General features: G+C 69.6%; 20 protein-coding genes and 1 pseudogene. 10 read left to right on the forward strand and 11 right to left on the reverse strand.

What is annotated here, in order from left to right; translation table 11 throughout:
- Positions 1–44: 44 nt before the first annotated feature.
- Positions 45–1433: a glycine--tRNA ligase gene (locus ABD204_RS05370; protein WP_194423633.1), complete on the forward strand. Its 1389-nt coding sequence runs from the start codon at positions 45–47 to the stop codon at positions 1431–1433.
- A 46-nt stretch (positions 1434–1479) separates the two neighbouring features.
- Here the strand turns inward: ABD204_RS05370 and ABD204_RS05375 are convergent, their stop codons facing one another.
- The 3 genes and pseudogenes from ABD204_RS05375 to ABD204_RS05385 all read right to left on the reverse strand — a co-directional run bounded on the left by ABD204_RS05375 (position 1480) and on the right by ABD204_RS05385 (position 3258).
- The gene (locus ABD204_RS05375) at positions 1480–1902 is read right to left on the reverse strand and encodes a DUF1801 domain-containing protein (protein WP_194423634.1); all 423 of its coding nucleotides are present in this window, start codon (positions 1900–1902) and stop codon (positions 1480–1482) included.
- Positions 1899–2465, reverse strand: coding sequence for an HhH-GPD-type base excision DNA repair protein (locus ABD204_RS05380; protein WP_194423635.1), 567 nt, complete (start codon positions 2463–2465; stop codon positions 1899–1901). The genes ABD204_RS05375 and ABD204_RS05380 overlap by 4 nt, the downstream gene beginning before the upstream one ends.
- A gap of 51 nt (positions 2466–2516) precedes the next feature.
- Positions 2517–3258, reverse strand: a pseudogene (locus ABD204_RS05385) (aldo/keto reductase).
- Positions 3259–3434: 176 nt separating this feature from the next.
- On the opposite strand from ABD204_RS05385, the gene hemG reads away from it, so the two are divergent.
- From hemG to ABD204_RS05420, 7 genes are all read left to right on the forward strand, one after another.
- Positions 3435–4928 (forward strand): protoporphyrinogen oxidase, encoded by a 1494-nt coding sequence (gene hemG / locus ABD204_RS05390; protein ID WP_322597512.1) that lies wholly within the window; start codon positions 3435–3437, stop codon positions 4926–4928.
- A gap of 99 nt (positions 4929–5027) precedes the next feature.
- Positions 5028–5411 (forward strand): hypothetical protein, encoded by a 384-nt coding sequence (locus tag ABD204_RS05395; RefSeq protein ID WP_194423638.1) that lies wholly within the window; start codon positions 5028–5030, stop codon positions 5409–5411.
- Between the two features lies 1 nt (position 5412).
- Complete coding sequence (locus ABD204_RS05400) at positions 5413–5814, forward strand: phage holin family protein (RefSeq protein WP_194423639.1); 402 nt, start codon at positions 5413–5415, stop codon at positions 5812–5814.
- Complete coding sequence (locus tag ABD204_RS05405; protein WP_194423640.1) at positions 5804–6076, forward strand: hypothetical protein; 273 nt, start codon at positions 5804–5806, stop codon at positions 6074–6076. Before ABD204_RS05400 ends, ABD204_RS05405 begins: the two co-directional genes overlap by 11 nt.
- 228 nt (positions 6077–6304) lie before the next feature.
- The gene (locus ABD204_RS05410; RefSeq protein ID WP_194423641.1) at positions 6305–7099 is read left to right on the forward strand and encodes a uroporphyrinogen-III synthase; all 795 of its coding nucleotides are present in this window, start codon (positions 6305–6307) and stop codon (positions 7097–7099) included.
- Between the two features lie 23 nt (positions 7100–7122).
- Complete coding sequence (gene cofD, locus ABD204_RS05415) at positions 7123–8112, forward strand: 2-phospho-L-lactate transferase (RefSeq protein WP_322597513.1); 990 nt, start codon at positions 7123–7125, stop codon at positions 8110–8112.
- Complete coding sequence (locus tag ABD204_RS05420; RefSeq protein ID WP_194423642.1) at positions 8109–8855, forward strand: sulfite exporter TauE/SafE family protein; 747 nt, start codon at positions 8109–8111, stop codon at positions 8853–8855. The genes cofD and ABD204_RS05420 overlap by 4 nt, the downstream gene beginning before the upstream one ends.
- Before the next feature lie 22 nt (positions 8856–8877).
- Here the strand turns inward: ABD204_RS05420 and cofC are convergent, their stop codons facing one another.
- The 8 genes from cofC to ABD204_RS05460 all read right to left on the reverse strand — a co-directional run bounded on the left by cofC (position 8878) and on the right by ABD204_RS05460 (position 17802).
- Positions 8878–9588, reverse strand: a complete 711-nt coding sequence (gene cofC, locus ABD204_RS05425) for a 2-phospho-L-lactate guanylyltransferase (RefSeq protein ID WP_194423643.1) — start codon at positions 9586–9588, stop codon at positions 8878–8880.
- Positions 9589–9666: 78 nt separating this feature from the next.
- Complete coding sequence (gene fgd, locus ABD204_RS05430; protein ID WP_194423644.1) at positions 9667–10686, reverse strand: glucose-6-phosphate dehydrogenase (coenzyme-F420); 1020 nt, start codon at positions 10684–10686, stop codon at positions 9667–9669.
- On the reverse strand, positions 10683–12200 hold the full coding sequence (locus ABD204_RS05435; RefSeq protein ID WP_194423645.1) for a flavin-containing monooxygenase: 1518 nt from the start codon (positions 12198–12200) through the stop codon (positions 10683–10685). Before ABD204_RS05435 ends, fgd begins: the two co-directional genes overlap by 4 nt.
- Positions 12197–14563: a 7,8-didemethyl-8-hydroxy-5-deazariboflavin synthase CofG gene (gene cofG, locus ABD204_RS05440; RefSeq protein WP_322597514.1), complete on the reverse strand. Its 2367-nt coding sequence runs from the start codon at positions 14561–14563 to the stop codon at positions 12197–12199. The genes ABD204_RS05435 and cofG overlap by 4 nt, the downstream gene beginning before the upstream one ends.
- Before the next feature lie 100 nt (positions 14564–14663).
- Positions 14664–16082: an HNH endonuclease signature motif containing protein gene (locus ABD204_RS05445; RefSeq protein ID WP_194423647.1), complete on the reverse strand. Its 1419-nt coding sequence runs from the start codon at positions 16080–16082 to the stop codon at positions 14664–14666.
- Between the two features lie 167 nt (positions 16083–16249).
- Positions 16250–16825, reverse strand: coding sequence for a hypothetical protein (locus ABD204_RS05450; protein ID WP_194423648.1), 576 nt, complete (start codon positions 16823–16825; stop codon positions 16250–16252).
- A gap of 94 nt (positions 16826–16919) precedes the next feature.
- Entirely contained in the window at positions 16920–17246 is a 327-nt protein-coding gene (locus tag ABD204_RS05455) for a hypothetical protein (RefSeq protein ID WP_194423649.1), read from the reverse strand.
- Between the two features lie 55 nt (positions 17247–17301).
- Positions 17302–17802 (reverse strand): hypothetical protein, encoded by a 501-nt coding sequence (locus ABD204_RS05460; protein WP_241747781.1) that lies wholly within the window; start codon positions 17800–17802, stop codon positions 17302–17304.
- Positions 17803–18011: 209 nt separating this feature from the next.
- Here ABD204_RS05460 and ABD204_RS05465 point away from each other — a divergent pair, with 209 nt between their 5' ends.
- Entirely contained in the window at positions 18012–18446 is a 435-nt protein-coding gene (locus tag ABD204_RS05465; protein WP_194423650.1) for a hypothetical protein, read from the forward strand.
- 63 nt (positions 18447–18509) lie between these two features.
- Positions 18510–19580 (forward strand): enoyl-CoA hydratase/isomerase family protein, encoded by a 1071-nt coding sequence (locus tag ABD204_RS05470; RefSeq protein WP_194423651.1) that lies wholly within the window; start codon positions 18510–18512, stop codon positions 19578–19580.
- Positions 19581–19584: the final 4 nt, after the last annotated feature.

Consider the following 19584-nt stretch of genomic DNA (forward strand, 5'->3'; position numbering starts at 1 on the left):
CGCGATCTGCGCACCCCCGCCTCAGAACGACCATTGGAGCCACCGTGGCCGAGCAGTCCCGTCTCGACAAAGTCATCGCCCTCGCCCGTCATCGCGGGTTCGTCTTCCAAGCGGGCGAGATCTACGGCGGGTCGCGGTCGGCGTGGGACTACGGTCCTCTCGGCACCGAGCTGAAGGAGAACATCCGCCGCCAGTGGTGGCAGACCTTCGTCCGTGGTCGCGGCGACATGGTGGGGCTGGACTCCTCGATCATCCTCCCCAAGCGGGTGTGGGAAGCCTCCGGGCACGTCGCGACCTTCACCGACCCGCTGGTGGAGTGCTTGCAGTGCCACAAGCGGTTCCGCGCCGACAACCTCATCGAGGACTTCGAGGCACGGAAGGGGCGTGCCGCCGAGAACGGTCTGGCCGACGTGCCCTGCCCCAACTGCGGGACGAAGGGGCGCTACACGGAGCCGAAGGCGTTCTCGGGACTGGTCAAGTCGTATCTCGGCGTCGTCGACGACGAATCGGGCTTGCACTTCCTGCGTCCCGAGACGGCGCAGGGCATCTTCGTGAACTTCTCCAACGTGCTCACCGCGAGCCGGAAGAAGCCGCCGTTCGGGATCGGCCAGGTGGGCAAGGCGTTCCGCAATGAGATCACCCCGGGGAACTTCATCTTCCGCACGCGCGAGTTCGAGCAGATGGAGATCGAGTTCTTCACCGCCCCGGACAAGGCCGGGGAGTGGTTCGACCACTGGGTCGAGGCGTGCTGGAACTGGTTCATCGATCTCGGCGTGGACGCCGACAACATGCGGCGCTTCGACGTCCCCGAAGACGACCGTGCGCACTACTCGGCCGGCACGATCGACGTCGAGTACCGATTCGGCTTCCCGGGCAAGGAGTGGGGCGAGCTGATGGGTATCGCCAACCGCACCGACTACGACCTGAAGAGCCACACCGAGGCATCCGGGCAGAGCCTGACCTTCTTCGACCAGGCCTCGGGGGAGAAGTACATCCCGTACGTCATCGAACCGTCGTTCGGCCTCACGCGCGCCATGATGGCGTTCCTCGTCGACGCGTATCGCGAGGAGGAGGCACCGAATGCGAAGGGTGGCACCGACACGCGCACGGTCCTCGGTCTGGATCCGCGTCTGGCCCCCGTGAAGGTGGCCGTGTTGCCGTTGTCGCGCAACGAGAAGCTGTCGCCGTTGGCGCGCGAGGTCGCCGATCGGGTGCGCGCCCACGGGTGGAACACCGACTTCGACGACGCCGGTGCGATCGGTCGCCGCTACCGCCGTCAGGACGAGATCGGCACACCGTTGTGCGTCACGGTCGACTTCGACTCGCTCGACGACCGTGCCGTGACCGTGCGTGACCGCGACACGATGGCGCAGGAGCGGGTCGCGCTCGACCAGCTCGACGCCTACCTCGGCGAGCGTCTCCGCGGGGCCTGACCACCGCCTCCGGCCCCGCATCCGCCCCCACTGGTGGGAGCGGGGCTCAGTCGATGACGGTGATGCGGGCGTACTCGCCGCCGCCACCTTCGACGTAGGCGAGAGTGCGCTCCAGAATGCCGCGGAGCACCGCCTCGTCGACCTGCTCGAGGTCTTTGATGTACAGGCATCCGACACCACTCGAGTGGGGACCGAGCTCTGCCAACGCCTGCCCGTGCGCCTCGATCGAGTCGAGGTAGATCGTCGACGCGGTCTTGCGTGGCGCGAACGCCAACACGGGCATATCGCCTTCGTTGCCGGTGGGGTAGCGGTAGTGGCACCTGCCGAACCCGACGATCGTGCCCCACAGGGCGGGTTCGCGACCGCTGATCTCACGCATCATGTCCACCAGGGCGTGCGCGTCGCGCTGCCGCTTCGCGGGGATGACCTCCGCGATGAACGACGCGACGCTTCCGTCGGTCCTCTTCACTTCTTCGCCTCCGCCTTCATGGCGCGCTTGTACTCGCGCACCTTCGTCAGCGACTCCGGCGAGGTGATGTCGGCGACGCTGCGGTACGCGCCTTCGTCGCCGTAGGCACCCGCGGCCTCCCGCCAGCCGGCGCCGTCGTATCCGTACTGCTTGCCGAGCAGGGCGAGGAAGATCTTCGACTTCTGCTCGCCGAATCCCGGCAGCGACGTGAGGCGATTGAGGACGGTGGCACCGTCGGGATCCCCCTGGGTCCAGATGGCGGCGGCATCTCCACCCCACATGTCCGTCACCGTCTGACACAGCGCCTGCACACGACCGGCCATCGAGCCGGGGAAGCGGTGCACGGCCGGGGCTTGCGAGAACGCAGCGGCGAACGCGTCGGGATCGTAGGCGGCGAGGGCGCGCGCATCGATCGTCCCGACGCGGTCGCGGATCTTCGCTGGACCGGCGAACGCGACCTCCATCGCCACCTGCTGGTCGAGCAGCATCCCGATGAGAAGAGCCAGGGGGTCGTCCGAGAGCAGCCGATCGGCTGCCTCGTCGCCCGTGATGCGAAGGTCCATGGACTCAGTCTGACAGTGTCGGCCCTCGCGCGGCTGTCGGTCGGGCGCCGTTCAGCGGTTGCGGCGACCGAACATGGTCTCCCCGCGGGCCGATGTCCGCAGGTATCCGGGGTACTCCGGCTTCACGGCGCTGACCGCATCCAGCTGCGCCACGTCATCGTCGGTGAGGGTGATGTCGGCCGCACGGAGGTTGTCGACGAGCTGTTCGTCCTTGCGTGCGCCGAGGATGACGCTGGTCGCTCCAGGCTTGTGGAGCAGCCACACCAGCGCGATCTGCGCGATGGATGCGTCCTTCTCCTCGGCGAGGCGTGCCGAGACATCGAGCACCTCGAAACCCTGCTCTTCGTCGACCGGCGGGTAGTTGAAAGTCGTCCGACGACCGGTGCCGTCTTCCTCGCGGGTGTGCTTGCCGCTCAGGAATCCGCCCGCGAGTGGGCTGTAGATGAGGGTGCCGAGACCCAGGTCGCGCACGGCCGGGATGATCTCGCGCTCCAGCTCGCGCCCGACGAGAGAGTAGGAGGACTGGGCGGAGCAGAACCGTTCGGTGCCCAGGAATCGAGCGAGGCCGTCTGCCTTCGCGATCTGCCAGGCGGCGAAGTTCGACAGCCCGATGTAGCGGACCTTCGAAGTTGTGGACTTGGTAGAGGTCGATCCAGTCGGTGCCGAGACGCCGCAGGCTGGCCTCCGCCTCCCGCATGATCGCGAGGCGGCTGGTGCCGAGATCGTTCGGGCCGGTGGTCGTCGTGTTGTAGAGCTTGGTCGCGAGCAGCACCTGATCGCGCCGCGCCCCCACGGCGGTGCCGAGGATCTCTTCCGACTCGCCCGATCCTCGAGAACGTGCCGAATCGTGTCCGATATTTGCCTGATCCTCTCGTCGTGGGTGCGCGGACGCGGGTGTGCGGCGTCAGAGTTCGCCATCGGTGGCCTCTCGCGATGCGCACGGCCGCCCGGGTCGGGGAGGATGGAGGGGTGACCCAGGAGTTCGACGAGCTGGTTTCCCACGCGCACGAGACCCGCGTGGTGGTGGTCGGTGGCGGTGTCGCCGGCCTCGTGGCCGCGCTGGAGTGCGCGAAGGTCGGGATGCAGGTGACGGTGCTCGAGGGGGCGGAGCGTCCCGGCGGCGCCATCCGCACCGCGGAGGTCGCCGGCATCCGACTCGACACGGGGGCGGAGAGTTACGCCACCCGCGGAGGCGCGGTGCGCGCACTCATCGACGAGCTCGGTCTGCAGGATCGGGTGACGTCACCGAACGCGGGGGGCGCATGGCTCGTGGGCATCCCGGGGGTGGGCGCCGCGCCGCTTCCCGCCGGGGGAGTGCTCGGAATCCCTGCGAACCCGTGGGCGCCGGATGTGCGACGCATCATCGGGTGGGGCGGGGCGTGGCGTGCCTACCTCGACAGGCTGCGTCCGCCGCTGACCATCGGCCATGAGCACAGCCTCGGCCGCCTCGTGCGCACGCGACTGGGGCAGAAGGTGCTCGACAGGCTCGTCTCCCCGGTCACGACGGGTGTGTACTCGGCCCGGCCCGACGAGATCGACGCGGATGTCGCGGCCCCGGGGCTGAACGCCGCGCTCACCCGCACCGGTTCGCTCACCGGTGCGGTGACGCAACTGCGTGGCGGGCCGCAGGTCAAACCGGGCGCGGCGGTCGAGGGCCTGGTAGGAGGGATGTCGACCCTGGTCGACGCGCTTGTGGCACGCCTCGTCGACCTGGATGCGACGGTGGCCGCCGGTGCGCACGTCACCGCCGTCGCCCGCGACGCCGAGGCCTGGAACGTGACGGCGACGCTGGCCGACCCGGAAGCGGAGCCGCGGGACGCGGTGTTCGAGGCCGACCTGCTGATCATGGCGACACCGGAGGACACCACCCGGGCACTGCTCGCCGACACGGTGCCCGATCTCGCGCGCGAGCCGGGGCCCGCCCCGGTCGTCGAGGTGGTCACCATGGTCCTCGACGCGCGGGAGCTGGATTCGGCCCCGCGGGGCAGTGGCACGTTGACCGTGCCCGGTTCGTACACCGCCAAGGCGCTCACCCACTCGACGGCGAAGTGGCCGTGGGTGGCCCGAGCCGCCGAAGGTCGCCACGTCGTGCGGGTGTCGTTCGGTGCGCAGGGCGAGCCCCCCGCCACCGAGGGTCTCGACGAGACGGGGGCCGCCGCGCTCGCGCTGAAGGAGGCTTCGGCGATGCTCGGCACGCCGTTGCCCGCCGACAGCCTGCGTGGTGCGGTGCGGGAGCGCTACGCCCAGGCACAGCCGGGTTCGGCCCTCGGGCGTGCGGCCGAGGTCGCGTCCGTGCGTCGCGCCGTCTCCGCCGTTCCCGGGCTCGCGGTCGTCGGGGCGTGGCTAGCCGGCACGGGGCTCGCCCAGGTCGTGCCGGACGCGCGACGTGAAACCGACCGCGTGCGGCGGTCCGCGCTGTTCGAGACCATCGCGGATGTGGTGGACGGAGACACACCCGCCTGAAGGGGGTGAGTCCGCGGATGTCAAGCCCGGGATGCCGACGCGGGCATACATCGCTACCCTGGAAGCGACCAGCATCTCCAACGATCGTGAGGAGACCCCATGAGGGGCAAGGTAGGACTCGTCATCGGACTGAGCGTGGGCTACGTCCTCGGCACGCGCGCCGGCCGTGAGCGCTACGAGCAGATCAAGACCCAGGCCGACAACCTCTGGAACACCGCCCCGGTGCAGAAGCAGGTCGACAAGGTGAAGGACTTCGCGAAGTCCAGCGCCGCGGCCCTTCCCAGCACGGTGTGGGACACCGCGGTGAAGGTCACCAAGGCCGCCACCACCAAGGGCACCCCCGGCGAGCGACTCGACGCCGCGCTGAAGACGGGTGAGGAGTCCGAGGGCGACCTGCAGAAGGCCGCCAAGACCTCCGCCAAGGCCGTGAAGGACGCCGTCGACGACGGCGAGGTGACGGTCGATTCCGGCAGCGGTGCCTGAGATGTCGACACCCCGTGGATTCCGCGACCGTGCGGACGACAGCCTCCTGACCCTGGTAGGTGAGATCCCCGAGCTCGTCCGCGCGCTCGTGATCGCCGAGGTCGACGCCGCCAAGACCTGGCTCGCCCGCACCGCGAAGGACGGCGGCTGGGGTGCGCTGTGGATGGTCGCGGCCCTGTTCGTGCTGTTCTGGTCGGTCCCCGCCCTCGGCGCGTGGGCCATCGCCGGACTGTCGTCGTGGTGGCCGGTGTGGCTGTCGGCGCTCGTGGTGTTCTTCGCGATGCTGCTGATCGCGATTATCCTCGCCCTCCTCGGCGTGCTCCGCTTCCGCCGCCTGGTCAAGCGCCAGAACCCCGTCCAGTCCATCGCCCAGGATGTGAAGGAAGTCCGCGATGAGCTCTAACGCTCCGCTGCCCCGCACCGCCGTCCCGCTCGGCATCGACGACCCCGTCGAGAGTGCCCGCGCCGAATTGAAAGCCGCGCTCCTGGCGATCGAAGAGAAGGCGAACGTGCCGCGCCGAGTCGCGGTGGCCACCGACCGCACGATCACCGACGCACGCGCCTTCAGCCAGCGCAACCCCGCCGCAGCGGCGACGCTCGTCGTCGCCGGCGCGGTCGCGATCGGTATCGGCGTGTGGGGCCTGGTCCGGCTGTACACGCGCTGACGGCGACACCGCCCGAGTGAACCGTTCCCTCACCGGAACGGCGAAGGTCACGGTGTGGCATCAGTCGGCGACCCCGTTCCCGGCATTCATTCAGCGGGGTATGCTCTGGACAGGCAGTGCAATGGTGCGATTGCTGCCGACGGCGCGAGCCCGAAACCCGGATTCGTTCCGCCCGTCGGCTGCTCGAACGCCCGGGCGGCCGACTCGTGCATCGACGAGAGCCCCCGAATGAACCACACTTCACCGCAGCCCAAGCCCCTCACAGGATGGCGGCTGCTCGTGCCCCGCGGAGGACCGTGGGGTGACGGCGTCGCCGCCACCATCCGCCGCAGCGGCGGTACACCGGTCATCGCGCCGCTGATCAACTTCGCCCCCTCGACAGACCAGGCCACCCTTGAGCAGTCCCTCGCCGACCTCGCCGACGGGGCTTTCGACTGGCTGACGGTCACCAGCGCGACAACGGTCGACGTGCTCTACGCGTACCGTGCGAAGATCCCCGCGACCACGAAGATCGCCGCCGTCGGCGAGACCACCGCGGCGGCGCTGAACGCGGTCGGCTACAAAGTCGATCTCGTACCCGAACGCGACAACTCCGCCGCGGGTATGGCCGAGCAGATGATCGCCGCCGAGCCCGAACCGCGGCAGGTGCTCACGCTGCGAAGCGAGATCGCCAAGCCGGTGCTCACCCGCATGCTCGTCGAAGCCGGCCACCACGTGCGCAGCGTCGTCGCCTACCGCACCGTGGGTGTTCCGGCGTCCGAGAAGGTCGTCGAAGACGTCCGCTCCGGCCGCATCAACGCGATCCTGATCACGAGCGGATCGGTCGCCGATCAGGTCCGGGAGCAGTTCGAGGTCATCCCCGACACGACGATCATCGCGGCGATCGGACCCCGCACGGCGAAAGACGCCAAGCGCGCCGGCCTGCTGGTCGACGTGATCGCCGAGGTGCAATCGGTGGAGGCGTTGCTCGACGCCGTCTCGCGGTTCCCGATCCCGAACCCGGCCGACGAGTACGCGCCCTGAGCGTGGGCGGTTCCGGAAGCGGCGTGACGCCGCGCATCGTGGTGCTCGCCGGGGGTGTCGGCGGTTCGAAGTTCGTCCTCGGAGCGCGTGAAGCGCTACGTCGACGTGGCATCGCCGCATCCACCGACCACCTCACCGTCGTCGTCAACACCGGCGACGACCTGTGGCTGTCGGGGGTGCGCCTCCAGCCGGACGTCGATTCGATCACCTACGCGCTCGCCGGCGTCAACGACACCGCGCGGGGGTGGGGCCGACAGGACGACTCCGAGCGGGTCAACGCCGAACTGCAGGCCTGGGGCGTCGGGTGGCCCTGGTTCACCCTCGGCGACCTCGACCTGGGTACCCACCTGGCTCGAACCGGCTGGCTCCGGGAAGGGGCGACCCCCACCGGTGTGCTGGAAAGGATGGCGACCCGGTGGGATCTCGGCGCACGACTCCTGCCGATGACCGACGCCGAGGTCGACACGGTCGTGACCGTCGATGACCCCGACCGGGGACCGCGGTCGATGCACTTCCAGGAGTGGTGGACGCGCCACCGTGCGACGTTGCCGCCGCTGGCCTTCGACAACCCCGGGATCGAGGCTGCCGCGCCCGCTCCCGGTGTCGCCGAGGCGATCGCCGAGGCCGACGCGGTGCTGATCGCCCCGTCGAACCCCGTCGTGTCGATCGGCCCGATCCTGGCTGTTCCGGGCATCCGCTCGGCCCTGCGGCAGACGTCGGCCCCCGTCGTGGGCGTGTCTCCCATCATCGGCGGGCGGGTCGTGCGCGGCATGGCCGACGTGTGTCTCGGCGCGATCGGGGTCGAGACCTCGGCCGTCGGCGTCGCCGGGCTCTACGGCAGCCGTCGGGACGAGGGGGTGTTGGACGCCTGGCTGGTCGCCGAGGAGGACGTCGACGCGATCGAGACGGTCGAAGCCATCGGACTGACCGCGCACGCGCGGCCGCTCTGGATGACCGACCCGACCCGGTCGGCGGACATCGTCGAGGCCGCACTCGCACAGGCACGCGTGTGACGGTCCCCGACCTCGCCGTCTGGGCGTGGCTCCTCCTCGCGTTCTCGGCCTTCGTCGTCGGTGTCTCCAAGACCGCGATCCCCGGGGTGAACACCCTGTCGGTCGCGATCTTCGCCGCGGTGCTCCCCGCCCGCGAGTCCACCGGGACGCTGCTGCTTCTCCTGATCGTGGCCGATCTGTTCGCGATCGTCGCCTATCGGCGTGACGCGAACTGGAAGGCGCTCCTGCGGCTCGCGCCGGCGGTGCTGGTCGGACTCCTGCTCGGCGCGGTGTTCCTCGCGTTCGCCGACGACGAGTGGGTCAGCCGTGTCATCGGCGTCATCCTCCTCGCTGTGGTGGCGTTCACCCTGCTCCGACGCCGGTTCGCGCCTGCCGTCGCCGGGGCCGGTTCTCATCGTGTGGCCGCGGCCGGTTACGGCACGCTCGGGGGCTTCACGACGATGGTGGCCAACGCCGCGGGACCGGTGATGTCGATGTATTTCCTGGCCTCACGGTTCGCGGTGAAGGAGTTCCTCGGAACCGCGGCCTGGTTCTTCTTCCTCGTGAACATCACGAAGCTGCCGTTCTCGATCGGACTGGGCATCATCACCCCGGCCGGTCTTTTGATCGATGCGATCCTGGTGCCGCTCGTGGTGATCGGCGCGCTGCTCGGCCGCTGGTGGGCGAATCGCCTCGACCAGCGCCTCTTCGAGCGTCTGGTGATCGTCTTCACGATCATCGGCGCCGTCTATCTGCTCTTCTAGGGCTCCGCGGCCGATGGCCGGATCAGCCTGAGTCGGTGCGGTGTGGCGTCGTGCGCGACCCCGTTTGCGAATCGGCGGATAGCGCTTCGGAGGTGCGGATCCCGAGACCGAGATGGACCGCTTCGGCGAGTTGCTCGGGGGTGTCGACGTCGCGGCGCACCGTCGAGGTGCGGGGGATCTCGAGGGCGACGCACCCGAGTGCGAGATGACGTGCGAATGATCCGTCGCCGAAGGCGCAGCTCCAGTCATGGCCGGCGGCCGCGGTCACGAGCGTCGACCCGGTGCCCTCGGCGTCGGCGACGACGGCGCGTGGATGCGCGGCGGCGGCATCGAGGGCGGCGGCGAGGTCGTCGGGGCGCAGGGCGGGGAGGTCGCCGAGGAGTGCGGCGCGCGGCGCGTTCGTCCCAGCGGCCGCCGTTCCGAGGCCGATCGCCGCGTCGAGTCCGCGCGGCTCCTCTTCGGCCACGAAACGCAGTCCCGGGATGTCGGCCGCCGCGAGCGGCAGTCCGGGGTCGTCGGTGACCACGAACACCTGCGCGACCGCCGGGCATGCCACCGTCGCCGCGATGGTGTCCAGCGCGATCGCGCGTGCGAGCGTCTCGCGGGACGCCCCGGACGCGAGCCGCGACTTTCCCCGGCGCGCGGGTTTGACCGGAATGACGACGCGCCACCGCTGCCGCGGCGCCGGGTCATCCCCGAGGCCGTGCACCAACTCAGGTTGTGCGGGAGTCATGTGGCCTCTTGCCCGTCGACGGGGTGCAGGCAGCCCGAGTTCGCGCACGTCCGTGCGACGGAACTGTCACGAGACCGGTCACGAGCCGTACTTCGCGCGCAGCCGCGGGAGGATCTCCGCCCCGTACATGCGCAGGAACTCGGCCTGGTCGTGACCGGGGTCGTGGAAGACGAGGTGGCGGAAGCCCAGTTCGATGTACTCCGAAATCCGCTCGACGTGCTCGTCGGGGTCGGTCGAGACGATGAAGCGGGAGGCCGCGCGCTCGATCGGCAGCTCGGCCGCGCGGCGTTGCATCTCGATCGGGTCGTGGATGTCGCGCTTCTCCTCCGGCGTGAGGGCAAGCGGCGCCCAGAACCGGGTTTTCTCGAGGGCGGTGTCGTGGTCGGGGTGGTACGACACCTTCACCTCCATGAGGGTGTCGATCGCGTCGGAGGCGCGCCCGGCTTTGCCGAGCCCGTCCGCCAGAGCCGGCATGAGGGTGTCGGTGTACAGCTCGCGGTTCTTGCCGCTGGTGGTGATGAAGCCGTCGGCGATGCGTCCGGCCAGTCGGGTGGCGGCGGGGCCGGCTGCGCCGATGTAGATCGGCACGGGGTGCTCTGCGGAGGGACGGTCGTAGATGGTGGCGTCTCTGACGGAGTAGTAGGTGCCCTCGTAGGTGACCCGCTCGTCGGCCCAGAGCTCCTGGATCATGAGGATGGCCTCTTTGAGGCGCTGGAATCGCTCGGGAGCGTCGGGCCATTCGAGGCCGAGGGTGACCTCGTTGAGGGCTTCACCGGTGCCGACGCCGAGCACGACGCGGTCGGGGAACATCACGCCGAGAGTGGCGAAGGCCTGGGCGATGACGGCCGGGTGGTAGCGGAAGGTCGGGGTGAGGACGGAGGTTCCGATCAGAACCCGCTGGGTGCGGGCCCCGAGCGCGCCGAGCCAGGGGAGGGCGGCGGGCGCGTGGCCGCCGTCATGCATCCACGGCTGGAAGTGGTCGGAGAGGAAGACGGAGTCGAACCCCATCTCCTCGGCGAGCACGCCGAATTCGACGAGTTCGGTCGGCCCGAACTGCTCGGACGAGGCCTTGTAGCCGAAGCGCAGCGGAAAGGTCATGAGGCTCCTCCTGGGGACGGGCGTGAGTGCGGGGTCGATGCGGTTGTCGCCGAGGCCGATGCGGGGTTGAGGAACTCCGAACCGTCGGCGCGGGCGAGACGTTCGCGGAAGGCGTCGACGGTTCCGGGCCACAGCAGGGTCAGGCGCCCGGATCGGGGGTCGACGTACCAGTTGCGGCAGCCGCCGGCGATCCACGGGGTGGATGCGGCGGCGCGGTCGATCTCGGCGGTGTATGCGGCTTCGGCGGCGGGGTCGACCCGCAGCACGCCGGCGTATCGATCGCGTCGGGCGAGGGTGCGCACCGCGTACGCGGCCTGCGCCTCGAGCATGAGCACCGACGAGTTGTGTCCGAGGGAGGCGTTCGGTCCGTTGAGGACGAAGAGGTTCGGGAACCCGGCGACGACGGTCGAGGCGTAGGAGGTCATCCCGGCGCTCCAGTGGTCGGCGAGCGTGCGGTCCTCGCCGACCACGAGGTCGGCGTAGGGCTGCCGGGCGGAGGCGAATCCGGTCGCGAGCACGAGCGCGTCCGCATGGTGTCGTGAGCCGTCGGCGGCGGTGAGGGTTCCGCCGTCGACGGCTTGGAGGGCGGCGGTGACGAGGGTGACCGCGTCGGATGCGACGGCCGGATAGAACGCGTCCGACAGCAGGACGCGCTTGCACCCGAACGCGTAGTCGGGGGTGAGCGCTGCCTGCAGTGCGGGGTCGGTGACCTGGGAGTGGAGGTGGTCGAGGGCTGCCTGTCGCGCTGTGTCGGCGGCCACCGCGTCGCCCGACCGAGACGCGAACCGCTCCTCCCCCTCGGTGTAGAGGTCCGCGCGCAGGTCGGCGAGGGCCTCCGGATGCCGGGCGAACCGTCGCCGCTCCGCTGCGCTGTATTCGCGTTCACCGCGGGGGACGATCCAGGCCGGGGTGCGTTGGAAGAGTGTCACGTGGGCGCCGCGGCGCACCAACTCCGGCACGAGCTGTACCGCGCTCGCGCCGGTTCCGACGACGCCGATGCGGCGCCCGGCGACGTCGACCGTGTGATCCCATCGCGCGGAGTGGAACAGGGGGCCGGGGAAGGTTTCGAGGCCGGTGATCTCTGGGATGAGTGGTTCGGTGAGTCGTCCGCACGCGAGGGCCAGCGCGTCGGCGATGACGGTGTCACCGTCTCCGGTGGCCACCCGCCAGGTCGCGGTCTCGGGCTGCCACACGGCGCCGGTCATCGCGGTGTGCAGACGTGTCCGGGCGCTGACACCGGTGCGGTCGGCGACGTCGACGAGGTAGCGGTGAATCTCCGCTCCGGGTGCGTACACGCCAGACCAGTCGGGGTGCGGATGCTCGGCGAACCCGTACAGGTGCGAGGGTACGTCGCAGGCGACTCCGGGGTAGGTGTTGTCGCGCCATGTGCCGCCGACGCTGCCGCCGCGCTCGAGCAGCACGAACGAGTCCCGGCCGTCCCGCTGGAGGGCGAGGGCCATTCCGATCCCGGCGAACCCGGCGCCGATGATCGCGACCTCGACCCGCGTGGTCATCGAATCGGGGTCTTCCGGTTCGCAGGCGGTTCGCGGTAGTCGGTGGTGCGCTGCCGGAACGGCCGGAAGAGGCGTCCGACGAGGGCTGCGGCCTCCGGTACCGGCAGTTCGAGCCCCTGCTCGATGCCGGCTTCGGGCTTGACCCGTCCGTCGAGCAGAGTCCCGCCGAGGTCGTCGCCGCCGGATTGCAGGAGGGCCGCCGCCATGTCCCGTCCGACGCGCGTCCAGGGGATCTGGACGTGCGAGATCGCCCCCGACAGCATCAGGCGCGACACGGCGACCATCGCGCGGTGCTCGTCGAGAGGGGAGCGGCCCGGCACGAGCGGCACGCCGCCGCGTGGACCGGGGAGAGGGATGGGGACGAACTCGCGGAACCCACCGGTGACGGCCTGGATCTCCCGCAGTCGCCGCAGGTGCGTGACGCGTTCGCCGGCGGTCTCGACGTGGCCGTAGAAGAGCACCGAGGTTGAGGAGAACCCGGCACGGTGGGCGGCGGTGATGCCCTCCACCCAGCGGTCGATCTCGAGGTCGGTCGGGGCGATCTCGTCGCGGACCCGTTCGCTCAGCACCTTCACTCCGGTGCCGGGCACGGTGTCGACGCCGGCCTCCTTCATCGCGGCGAGAGCGCCGTCAAGGCCGAGTCCACCACGGTCGGCGAGGTCCCAGACGTCTTGCGGCCGGAAGGCGTGCAGGTGCAGGTCGGGCTGCGCGCTCTTCACCGCCCGGGCGATGTCGAGGTATGCCTCGGGGGAGACCCCGGGCGGGAGCATCCCCTGCACGCACAGCTCGGTCGCGCCGAGCTGCCAGGCGTCATCGGCGATCGCGGCGACATCGTCGATGCCGAACTGCGTCGGGTCGGAGGCGTCGGGGGTCGTCCGGAACCCGCTCGAGGTCAGGTTGCGGTTGACGACCAGGCTGACGGCTTCACCGACGGTGTATCGCCGGATGTCGTCTGCGGCGGCGGCGAGCGCGTCGAGGTCGCGGCCGGTCGCCCGGAGGAGCTCCTCCCATTCGCCGTCGTCAAGCGACTCCGCGTCCCCTGTCGCGCGCGCGATCCGTCGGTCGATGTCGCGGCCGCGTGGTGTGCCGGGTCCACCCCGTCTCGAGTGGGGTCGGGGGGATCCGGGTGAGGCGAGGCCGGTGGCCGGGTCGGCGACCGCGGTCACGGGGGCGTGCATCGCGGGGTCGAGCCACCGGGCGGGGTCGGCGATGAACTCCGGATGCGCCGTGAGCCGCTCGCGCAGCTCGAAACCGAGATCCGCGGTCGCGGCCGCGAGGTCGTCGAGGTGCGGCCACGGGCGTTCCGGGTTGACGTGGTCGGCCGTCAGCGGAGACACGCCGCCCCAGTCGTCGGCGCCGGCCCGCACCAGCAGGGCGAACTCGGCCGGATCGGAGAGGTTCGGCGGGACCTGCACCCGCATCCGCGGCCCCAACACGAGACGTGCGGTCGCGACGGCGGCGACGTACTCGAGCAGGTCGGCGTCGGGTGCGCCCTGCATGGCCGTGCGCGGTTTGGCGCGGAAGTTCTGCACGATCACTTCCTGCACGTGCCCGTGTCGGGCATGCGCGTCTCGGAGCGCGACGAGCGATTCGGCGCGGTCCTGCACGGTCTCGCCGATGCCGACGAGGATGCCGGTGGTGAACGGGATCCGGGCGCGCCCGGCATCCTCGATCACCTTCAGGCGCACGTCGGGGTCTTTGTCGGGAGAGCCGTAGTGCACCTGCCCCGGCTCCTCGTACAGTCGGCGCGAGGTCGTTTCGAGCATCATGCCCATGGATGGCGCGGTCGGGCGCAGCGCGTGGAGTTCTTCCGCGCTCATCACGCCGGGGTTCAGGTGAGCGAGCATGCCGGTCTCGGCGGTGATGAGACGCGCGATGTGGGCGACGTAGTCGAGGGTGGATGCGAACCCGCGTTCGTCGAGCCACGCGCGCGCTTCGGGCCAGCGCTCTTCGGGGCGGTCGCCGAGGGTGAGGAGGGCTTCTTTGCAGCCGAGCGCGGCGCCCTGCCGGACGATGGCGAGCACCTGCTCGTCGCTCATGAACACCGGCTTGCGCTTCTTGAGGAGCTGACCCGGGGTATCGACGAAGATGCAGTAGTGGCAACGGTCGCGGCACAGGGTGGTGAGCGGCACGAACACTTTGCGTGAGTAGGTGATGACCCCGCCTCGGCCGGCCGAGGCGAGACCTTCGTCCCGAATCTGCCCTGCCGTCGCCAGTACGGTGTCGAGGTCGTCGCCGGCGGTGAGCAGCGCCACGACCTCGTCGACGGAGAGGTCGGCCCCGGCTTCGGCGCGGGCGATGGCGTCCCGTACCGCGGGCGCCTTCGCCGGGCCGGCGGCACGGGCGGGTTCGAGCAGGGTCACCTCCCCAGTCTCGCACCGCGCATGGGTGCCGGGTTGATGGACTGTCGTCGACCGCGCGATATCGAGCGTCGTTGTTGTGGCGACCATGAACGGCGGTTGCTCAGAAGGGTGCCGCGGTGACACCCGCTTCGGAAAGGTCGGCTTCGCGCGATCCGTCGTCTGGATCGGGTGTGAACATGACTCGTGGTGGTGGATCGTCGGTGTACTCCAGCCCGGAGGGCGCGGTGAAGTGCAGTCGTCCGCCCGGTAGTTGGATCACGGTCCAGCCGGCGGCGTGTTTGAGAGTGTGGTGTCTCTTGCAGAACGCGCCGATGTTGTCGATATCGGTCGCGCCGCCGTCGGCCCAGTCTTCGCGGTGGTCTGCGTCGCAGTCCAGCGCGGGTCTGCGGCATCCCGGGAATCGGCATCGGATGTCTCGGGCGACCAGGTAGCGTCGTTGCGCCGCCGAGGGGAAGCGTCGGTCGACTGCGAGGACCGCGCTGCTGATCGGGTCGAGGAAGACCCGGTCGAACCCGGGGGCGTTCCCGGCGAGGATCTTCGCCGTATCCGGATCCACGGCGCACTTACCGTTCAGCTGTGCGCCACCGAACGTCGTGCCGGCGAGTGTGGTGGCGGGGACCGTCACCTGCACGTGCGCGCGAATCGCTCCGAGTCCGCCCGCTATCCCTGTCGGGTCGACGGACGGTGAGGCGGTGAGCATCATGTCCAGGAGGAGGTCGGTTCGGATGTGATCCATCGATCGATCGTCGAACCACCCCGGCGCATCTGTATCGGCACCACCTCCGACTGCATCGGTCGGTGAGGTGCCCTCCGCTGTCGGCGCATCAGAGCGTGACTCTTGCTCGGCGGCTTCGCGTCGCGCGGTACGGTCGGCGGCCCTGATCGCCTTCCCCTGTCGGGTGAGTCGGTCGTAAACTCCGTGGACTTCGACGCTCGGTCCGATCGCGCCGAGCATTGACATCCCGTCACGCAGGTCTTCCACCCATACTCTCCGGTCGAGCAGTGCGTCGTCGTGACGTTCCTGCACGCTCTTCGGGTTGAGCTTCTCGGCGACCTGTTCCGCGTACGACCTCACGCGTGACGGGGACGTCGTCTCTGCGTAGGCGAGGACGTCGTGCTCGTAGCTCTCGCGGGCCTCTCGCCCGGTGAGTTCCGTGCCGGTGTCGACGATGACCTTCACGTGTGCACGGGACACTCGGCCCGCATGCCATGCCTCCCACGTCGCCGCGAATTCCGTGACGGTGCGGTGCGCCTCGAACAAATGGGTCTGCATGGTGCGGTCGCTGACGCGCTTCGCGACGGCGATTTCGGCCGCCATTGCCCGCAGTGGCATCTCACGTTCCCGAGTAGAGGCATCGCGCAGCCGATCGGTCTGTCGCTGGGTGAGGTCGTATGCCTCGGCATACAAGCGGGCGCGTTCGGCTTGGATGCGCGCTTCGGCCGCATCGAACGCCGCGATCTCTGCGATCAGCTCGCGCGTGCGGAGCATCTCCGCCTCGCCCTGCTCTTCGATTGCCATGCCCACCCCCGGGTTGCCGCTGCATCCAGTATAGAACAGATATACGACAGACAGGAAGGCATAGTGCAGACATACGAGATGACAATAGGATAAATATTCGATATATGAGAGAGGTTCGGCAGCAGGCGGCGCACCGCCGCTTGCTGTCACGCAACGGTAAGGGGAACCTACCCGTCGAATTCCCGTGGCTCTCGGTACTCGGTGTGCTCGCCAGCGGCATCGACGAGCTCTCTCGGACAGCTGAGCTGTTCGTCGAAGAAGTCGCTGGTGCGGTTGATGTTCCACACCTGGCCGGCGACGAGGCTGATCGACAGTCGGTAGCAGGTGTGAATGGAGGAGGGTGTCGAGTCCAACCAGGCGCCCGAGTTCGCTGCGCCATCCGGGTTGTGACCCGATGTGACGAAGACATCGATATCAAGTACCGGATCGCCGAACCTGTCCTGGTGCTCGGACTCGTTGTAGATCACGGTCACGGGAGTCGCCGGGTCGATGAAGGTCGGGTCGGAGGACTCGTCCCAGTAGTGCGTTGAACCGCGGAGCGCGTCGAGGAGCGATTCGGCGTCGAATGTCCCCGGCGGGTGCGGTTCGGCGAGAGCGCCATACACGACGTTCTCCTGCGCGTCGAGTTGCCGCCACAGCTCGGAGTCGACCGCTGCCGGTGCGCACCCCGCGCTGACGGCGAGCGTGCCAGCGAGAAGGAGGACCGCCGCAGCTCTTCGCGGCGGAGTAGTCAACGGGGTCATCGTCACTCGTCAGCCCGGGCGAGCGACACGACGACGGCTCGGGCATTCGGGTCAAGGCGTAGATCTCCGTTCGGCGCTGAGGGAACGTGCGTCCCTATCGGCGATGCGGGCCGAATTCAGGTTCGACGTCCGCGAAATGATCGACTTCGGCGCGAAGTCGCTGAGTGAGCCCTTCCCCGTTGCGAAGCCACCGTTGCCAATTCTCTCCGGTCTCCCAGCCTTCGAAAGGGTTGCAGTGAGTTTCGAAGAACGCTTGCCAACCCGCGAGGTCTTCGCCGAGTTCTCGCGACAGTCCGTACGTCTCGGGCGTGGTCGTGTATCCGACGTCCCACGTCGGGGTGGACGTCTCCCACAGAGGGTAGGTGCGGGAGTAGTCGGGGAACAGCCGGATCACGCGGCGGGCGGGTGGGATCTGCTCCATAGCCAGCACCCTACGCACGTCCCCGTCCGGGCGGCCGTGAAGGGGCGACCGCGGATCAGGCGGGCTGCGGGGCCGGCCGGCGCACCGCGAGGAGGGTCAGGATGGCGCAGGTGATGAAGGAGCACGCGCTGACGAGGTACAGGGCGCCCGACCACCCGGAGTGGTCGCCCCCGGAGATGCCGTACGTGTCGGCGAGAGACATACTCGGCACAAAGGATGCGATGAACAGAGCCGGTGCGCCGAACGCGATCATCACCAGGTAGCCCGCCGCCGCGATCCAGGGAGGAGTGCCGGGATTTCTCCTGATGAGAACGAGCAGCAAGAGAGCTAGCGCGACGCCGGTGGCAAGAATCGCCAGGGGGAAGCCGGCGACGAACGACTCTCCGGCCCGTGCCATGGTCGCGTAGATGTCGTCGAGGCTCGCGCCGGGCACAGCGGCGCGCGGGTTGACGAAGAAGATCTGCAACGCGGCGAAGATGGCGTACAGGATGACCGCCAGGAACCCGGACGCTGCGACGACGCGGACTGCGCGCGAGGAGTTCGAGGTGCGCGACATGTCGGCAACCTATCCCGCGGCGAGCCCTCTGTACACAGGTCGCGCCACCCGCGAGCTTTGTCGGGCTCGCGGCGCTCGGCCCTCGGCAGGTGCGTCCGGCCCGACCTGGTGCTCGCGGACGGGCGCGCGTCGCGTTCTGCTCGATGATCGTTGCCTGTCCGTAAGCAAAACGGTCGGGAAGGGTCGCGGGCCGCTGGCAGACTAGAGGCATGGTCACGCTCCTGCTCGATTCGGCGCACCTCGAGGTCGCGCTGTCGGGTGCCGAGCGAGCGCTGGCCTTCCGCAAGGAGAACATCCGCGTCGAGCGTTCGACGATCGCCAAGGTGCAGCTCACGGAAGACCCGTGGCACTGGCTGCGCGGCGTCGCGCACCCCGGCACGTACGTGCGCGGCATCGTCGCGATGGGCACATGGGAATCGGCCGGGGCGAAAGACTTCGCGATCGTGCGACGGCGCCGTGCGGGCGTCGTCATCGACCTCGACGGGCACCCCGACTTCCAGCGCCTCGTGCTCACCACACGGCACGGCATCGAACTCGTCCAGGCGCTCCGCCTCGACGCCGATGACGAGCCGGAGGATGTGGTCACCCTCGCCGCCACCGGCGCGATACCGACCGCCACCGGCGCCGACGACGCCACGGCGTAGCCGGAGAGGCGTCCGCATCGGCTGACCGGTGTGGCCCGCGGATGCGCGCGATAGCGTGAGGGCGTGAGCGAAAACACCGCCTCGGTCGACGACGCCGACGTCCTCGTGCGCCTGCGCGGTGCGCTCGGGCATCTCACTCTGAACCGTCCGCGCGCGATCAACGCGCTGACCCTCGATATGGTGCACCACCTCACCGCCGCGCTGGACGCCTGGCGCGGATCACCCCACGTCGACACGGTGCTGCTCGACGGTGCCGGTGACCGCGGCATGTGCGCGGGCGGCGACGTGCGAGGGCTCCGCGAGCAGATCATCGCCGGTCACCCCGAAGCCACCGGCGAATTCTTCCGCGCCGAGTACGCCCTCAACGCCGCCATCGCGGAGTATCCGGTGCCGATCGTCGCGCTCGCCGACGGGATCACCATGGGAGGCGGAATCGGACTGGCCGGTCACGCCCGCATCCGCATCGTCACCGAGCGTTCACGCCTGGCGATGCCCGAGACGCGCATCGGATTCACCCCCGACGTCGGCGGAAGCCTGCTGCTCGCCCGAGCACCCGGCCGCCTCGGAGAGTACCTCGCGCTCACCGGGGCATCGATGACCGCCGCCGACGCGCTCTACGCCGGATTCGCCGACCACCTCGTGCCCACCGCGCACCTCCCCGCGCTCGCCGAGGCGCTCGAGACCCGCGCCGACCCCGGCTCTCCGTCGGAGATCGTCTTGCTGTTCGACGACACTCCCGATGACTCCCCGTTGGAACGCGCCCGCGGCTGGATCGACGACGCGTTCGCCGCCCCCACCGTCTCCGAGATCGTCGATCGCCTGCGTGCCGGCGACGTCCCGGAGGCGCACGCCACCGCGGACACGCTCGACGAGCTCTCCCCGACGGCGTTGACCGTCACGCTCGACGCGGTCCGCCGCGCCCGCGGCCTCAGCCTGCGCGACGCCCTTGAGCAGGAGTATCGACTCGCGCAGTGGTTCGCGACCACCCAGCCCGACCTCGCCGAGGGCATCCGTGCCCAGCTCGTCGACAAAGATCGCTCCCCGCGCTGGCAGCCGGACACCCTCGAGGGCCTCGCCCCCGACCTTGTCGATCAGGCGTTCTCCTTCGCCCCCGCCGTGCCGCTCTGGGGATGACGCT

It is taken from the genome of Microbacterium aquimaris (genome assembly GCF_039531285.1).
GTDB classification, from domain to species: domain Bacteria; phylum Actinomycetota; class Actinomycetes; order Actinomycetales; family Microbacteriaceae; genus Microbacterium; species Microbacterium aquimaris.

What these genes read in the sequence shown, in the direction of transcription:
- ABD204_RS05380 (WP_194423635.1), bottom strand. Translation starts at nt 2,465, where the DNA reads ATGGACCTTCGCATCACGGGCGACGAGGCAGCCGATCGGCTGCTCTCG.
- ABD204_RS05395 (WP_194423638.1), top strand. Translation starts at nt 5,028, where the DNA reads ATGAGGGGCAAGGTAGGACTCGTCATCGGACTGAGCGTGGGCTACGTC.
- ABD204_RS05400 (WP_194423639.1), top strand. Translation starts at nt 5,413, where the DNA reads ATGTCGACACCCCGTGGATTCCGCGACCGTGCGGACGACAGCCTCCTG.
- ABD204_RS05405 (WP_194423640.1), top strand. Translation starts at nt 5,804, where the DNA reads ATGAGCTCTAACGCTCCGCTGCCCCGCACCGCCGTCCCGCTCGGCATC.
- ABD204_RS05410 (WP_194423641.1), top strand. Translation starts at nt 6,305, where the DNA reads ATGAACCACACTTCACCGCAGCCCAAGCCCCTCACAGGATGGCGGCTG.
- cofC (WP_194423643.1), bottom strand. Translation starts at nt 9,588, where the DNA reads ATGACTCCCGCACAACCTGAGTTGGTGCACGGCCTCGGGGATGACCCG.
- fgd (WP_194423644.1), bottom strand. Translation starts at nt 10,686, where the DNA reads ATGACCTTTCCGCTGCGCTTCGGCTACAAGGCCTCGTCCGAGCAGTTC.
- ABD204_RS05435 (WP_194423645.1), bottom strand. Translation starts at nt 12,200, where the DNA reads ATGACCACGCGGGTCGAGGTCGCGATCATCGGCGCCGGGTTCGCCGGG.
- ABD204_RS05445 (WP_194423647.1), bottom strand. Translation starts at nt 16,082, where the DNA reads ATGGCAATCGAAGAGCAGGGCGAGGCGGAGATGCTCCGCACGCGCGAG.
- ABD204_RS05450 (WP_194423648.1), bottom strand. Translation starts at nt 16,825, where the DNA reads ATGACCCCGTTGACTACTCCGCCGCGAAGAGCTGCGGCGGTCCTCCTT.
- ABD204_RS05455 (WP_194423649.1), bottom strand. Translation starts at nt 17,246, where the DNA reads ATGGAGCAGATCCCACCCGCCCGCCGCGTGATCCGGCTGTTCCCCGAC.
- ABD204_RS05460 (WP_241747781.1), bottom strand. Translation starts at nt 17,802, where the DNA reads ATGTCGCGCACCTCGAACTCCTCGCGCGCAGTCCGCGTCGTCGCAGCG.
- ABD204_RS05465 (WP_194423650.1), top strand. Translation starts at nt 18,012, where the DNA reads ATGGTCACGCTCCTGCTCGATTCGGCGCACCTCGAGGTCGCGCTGTCG.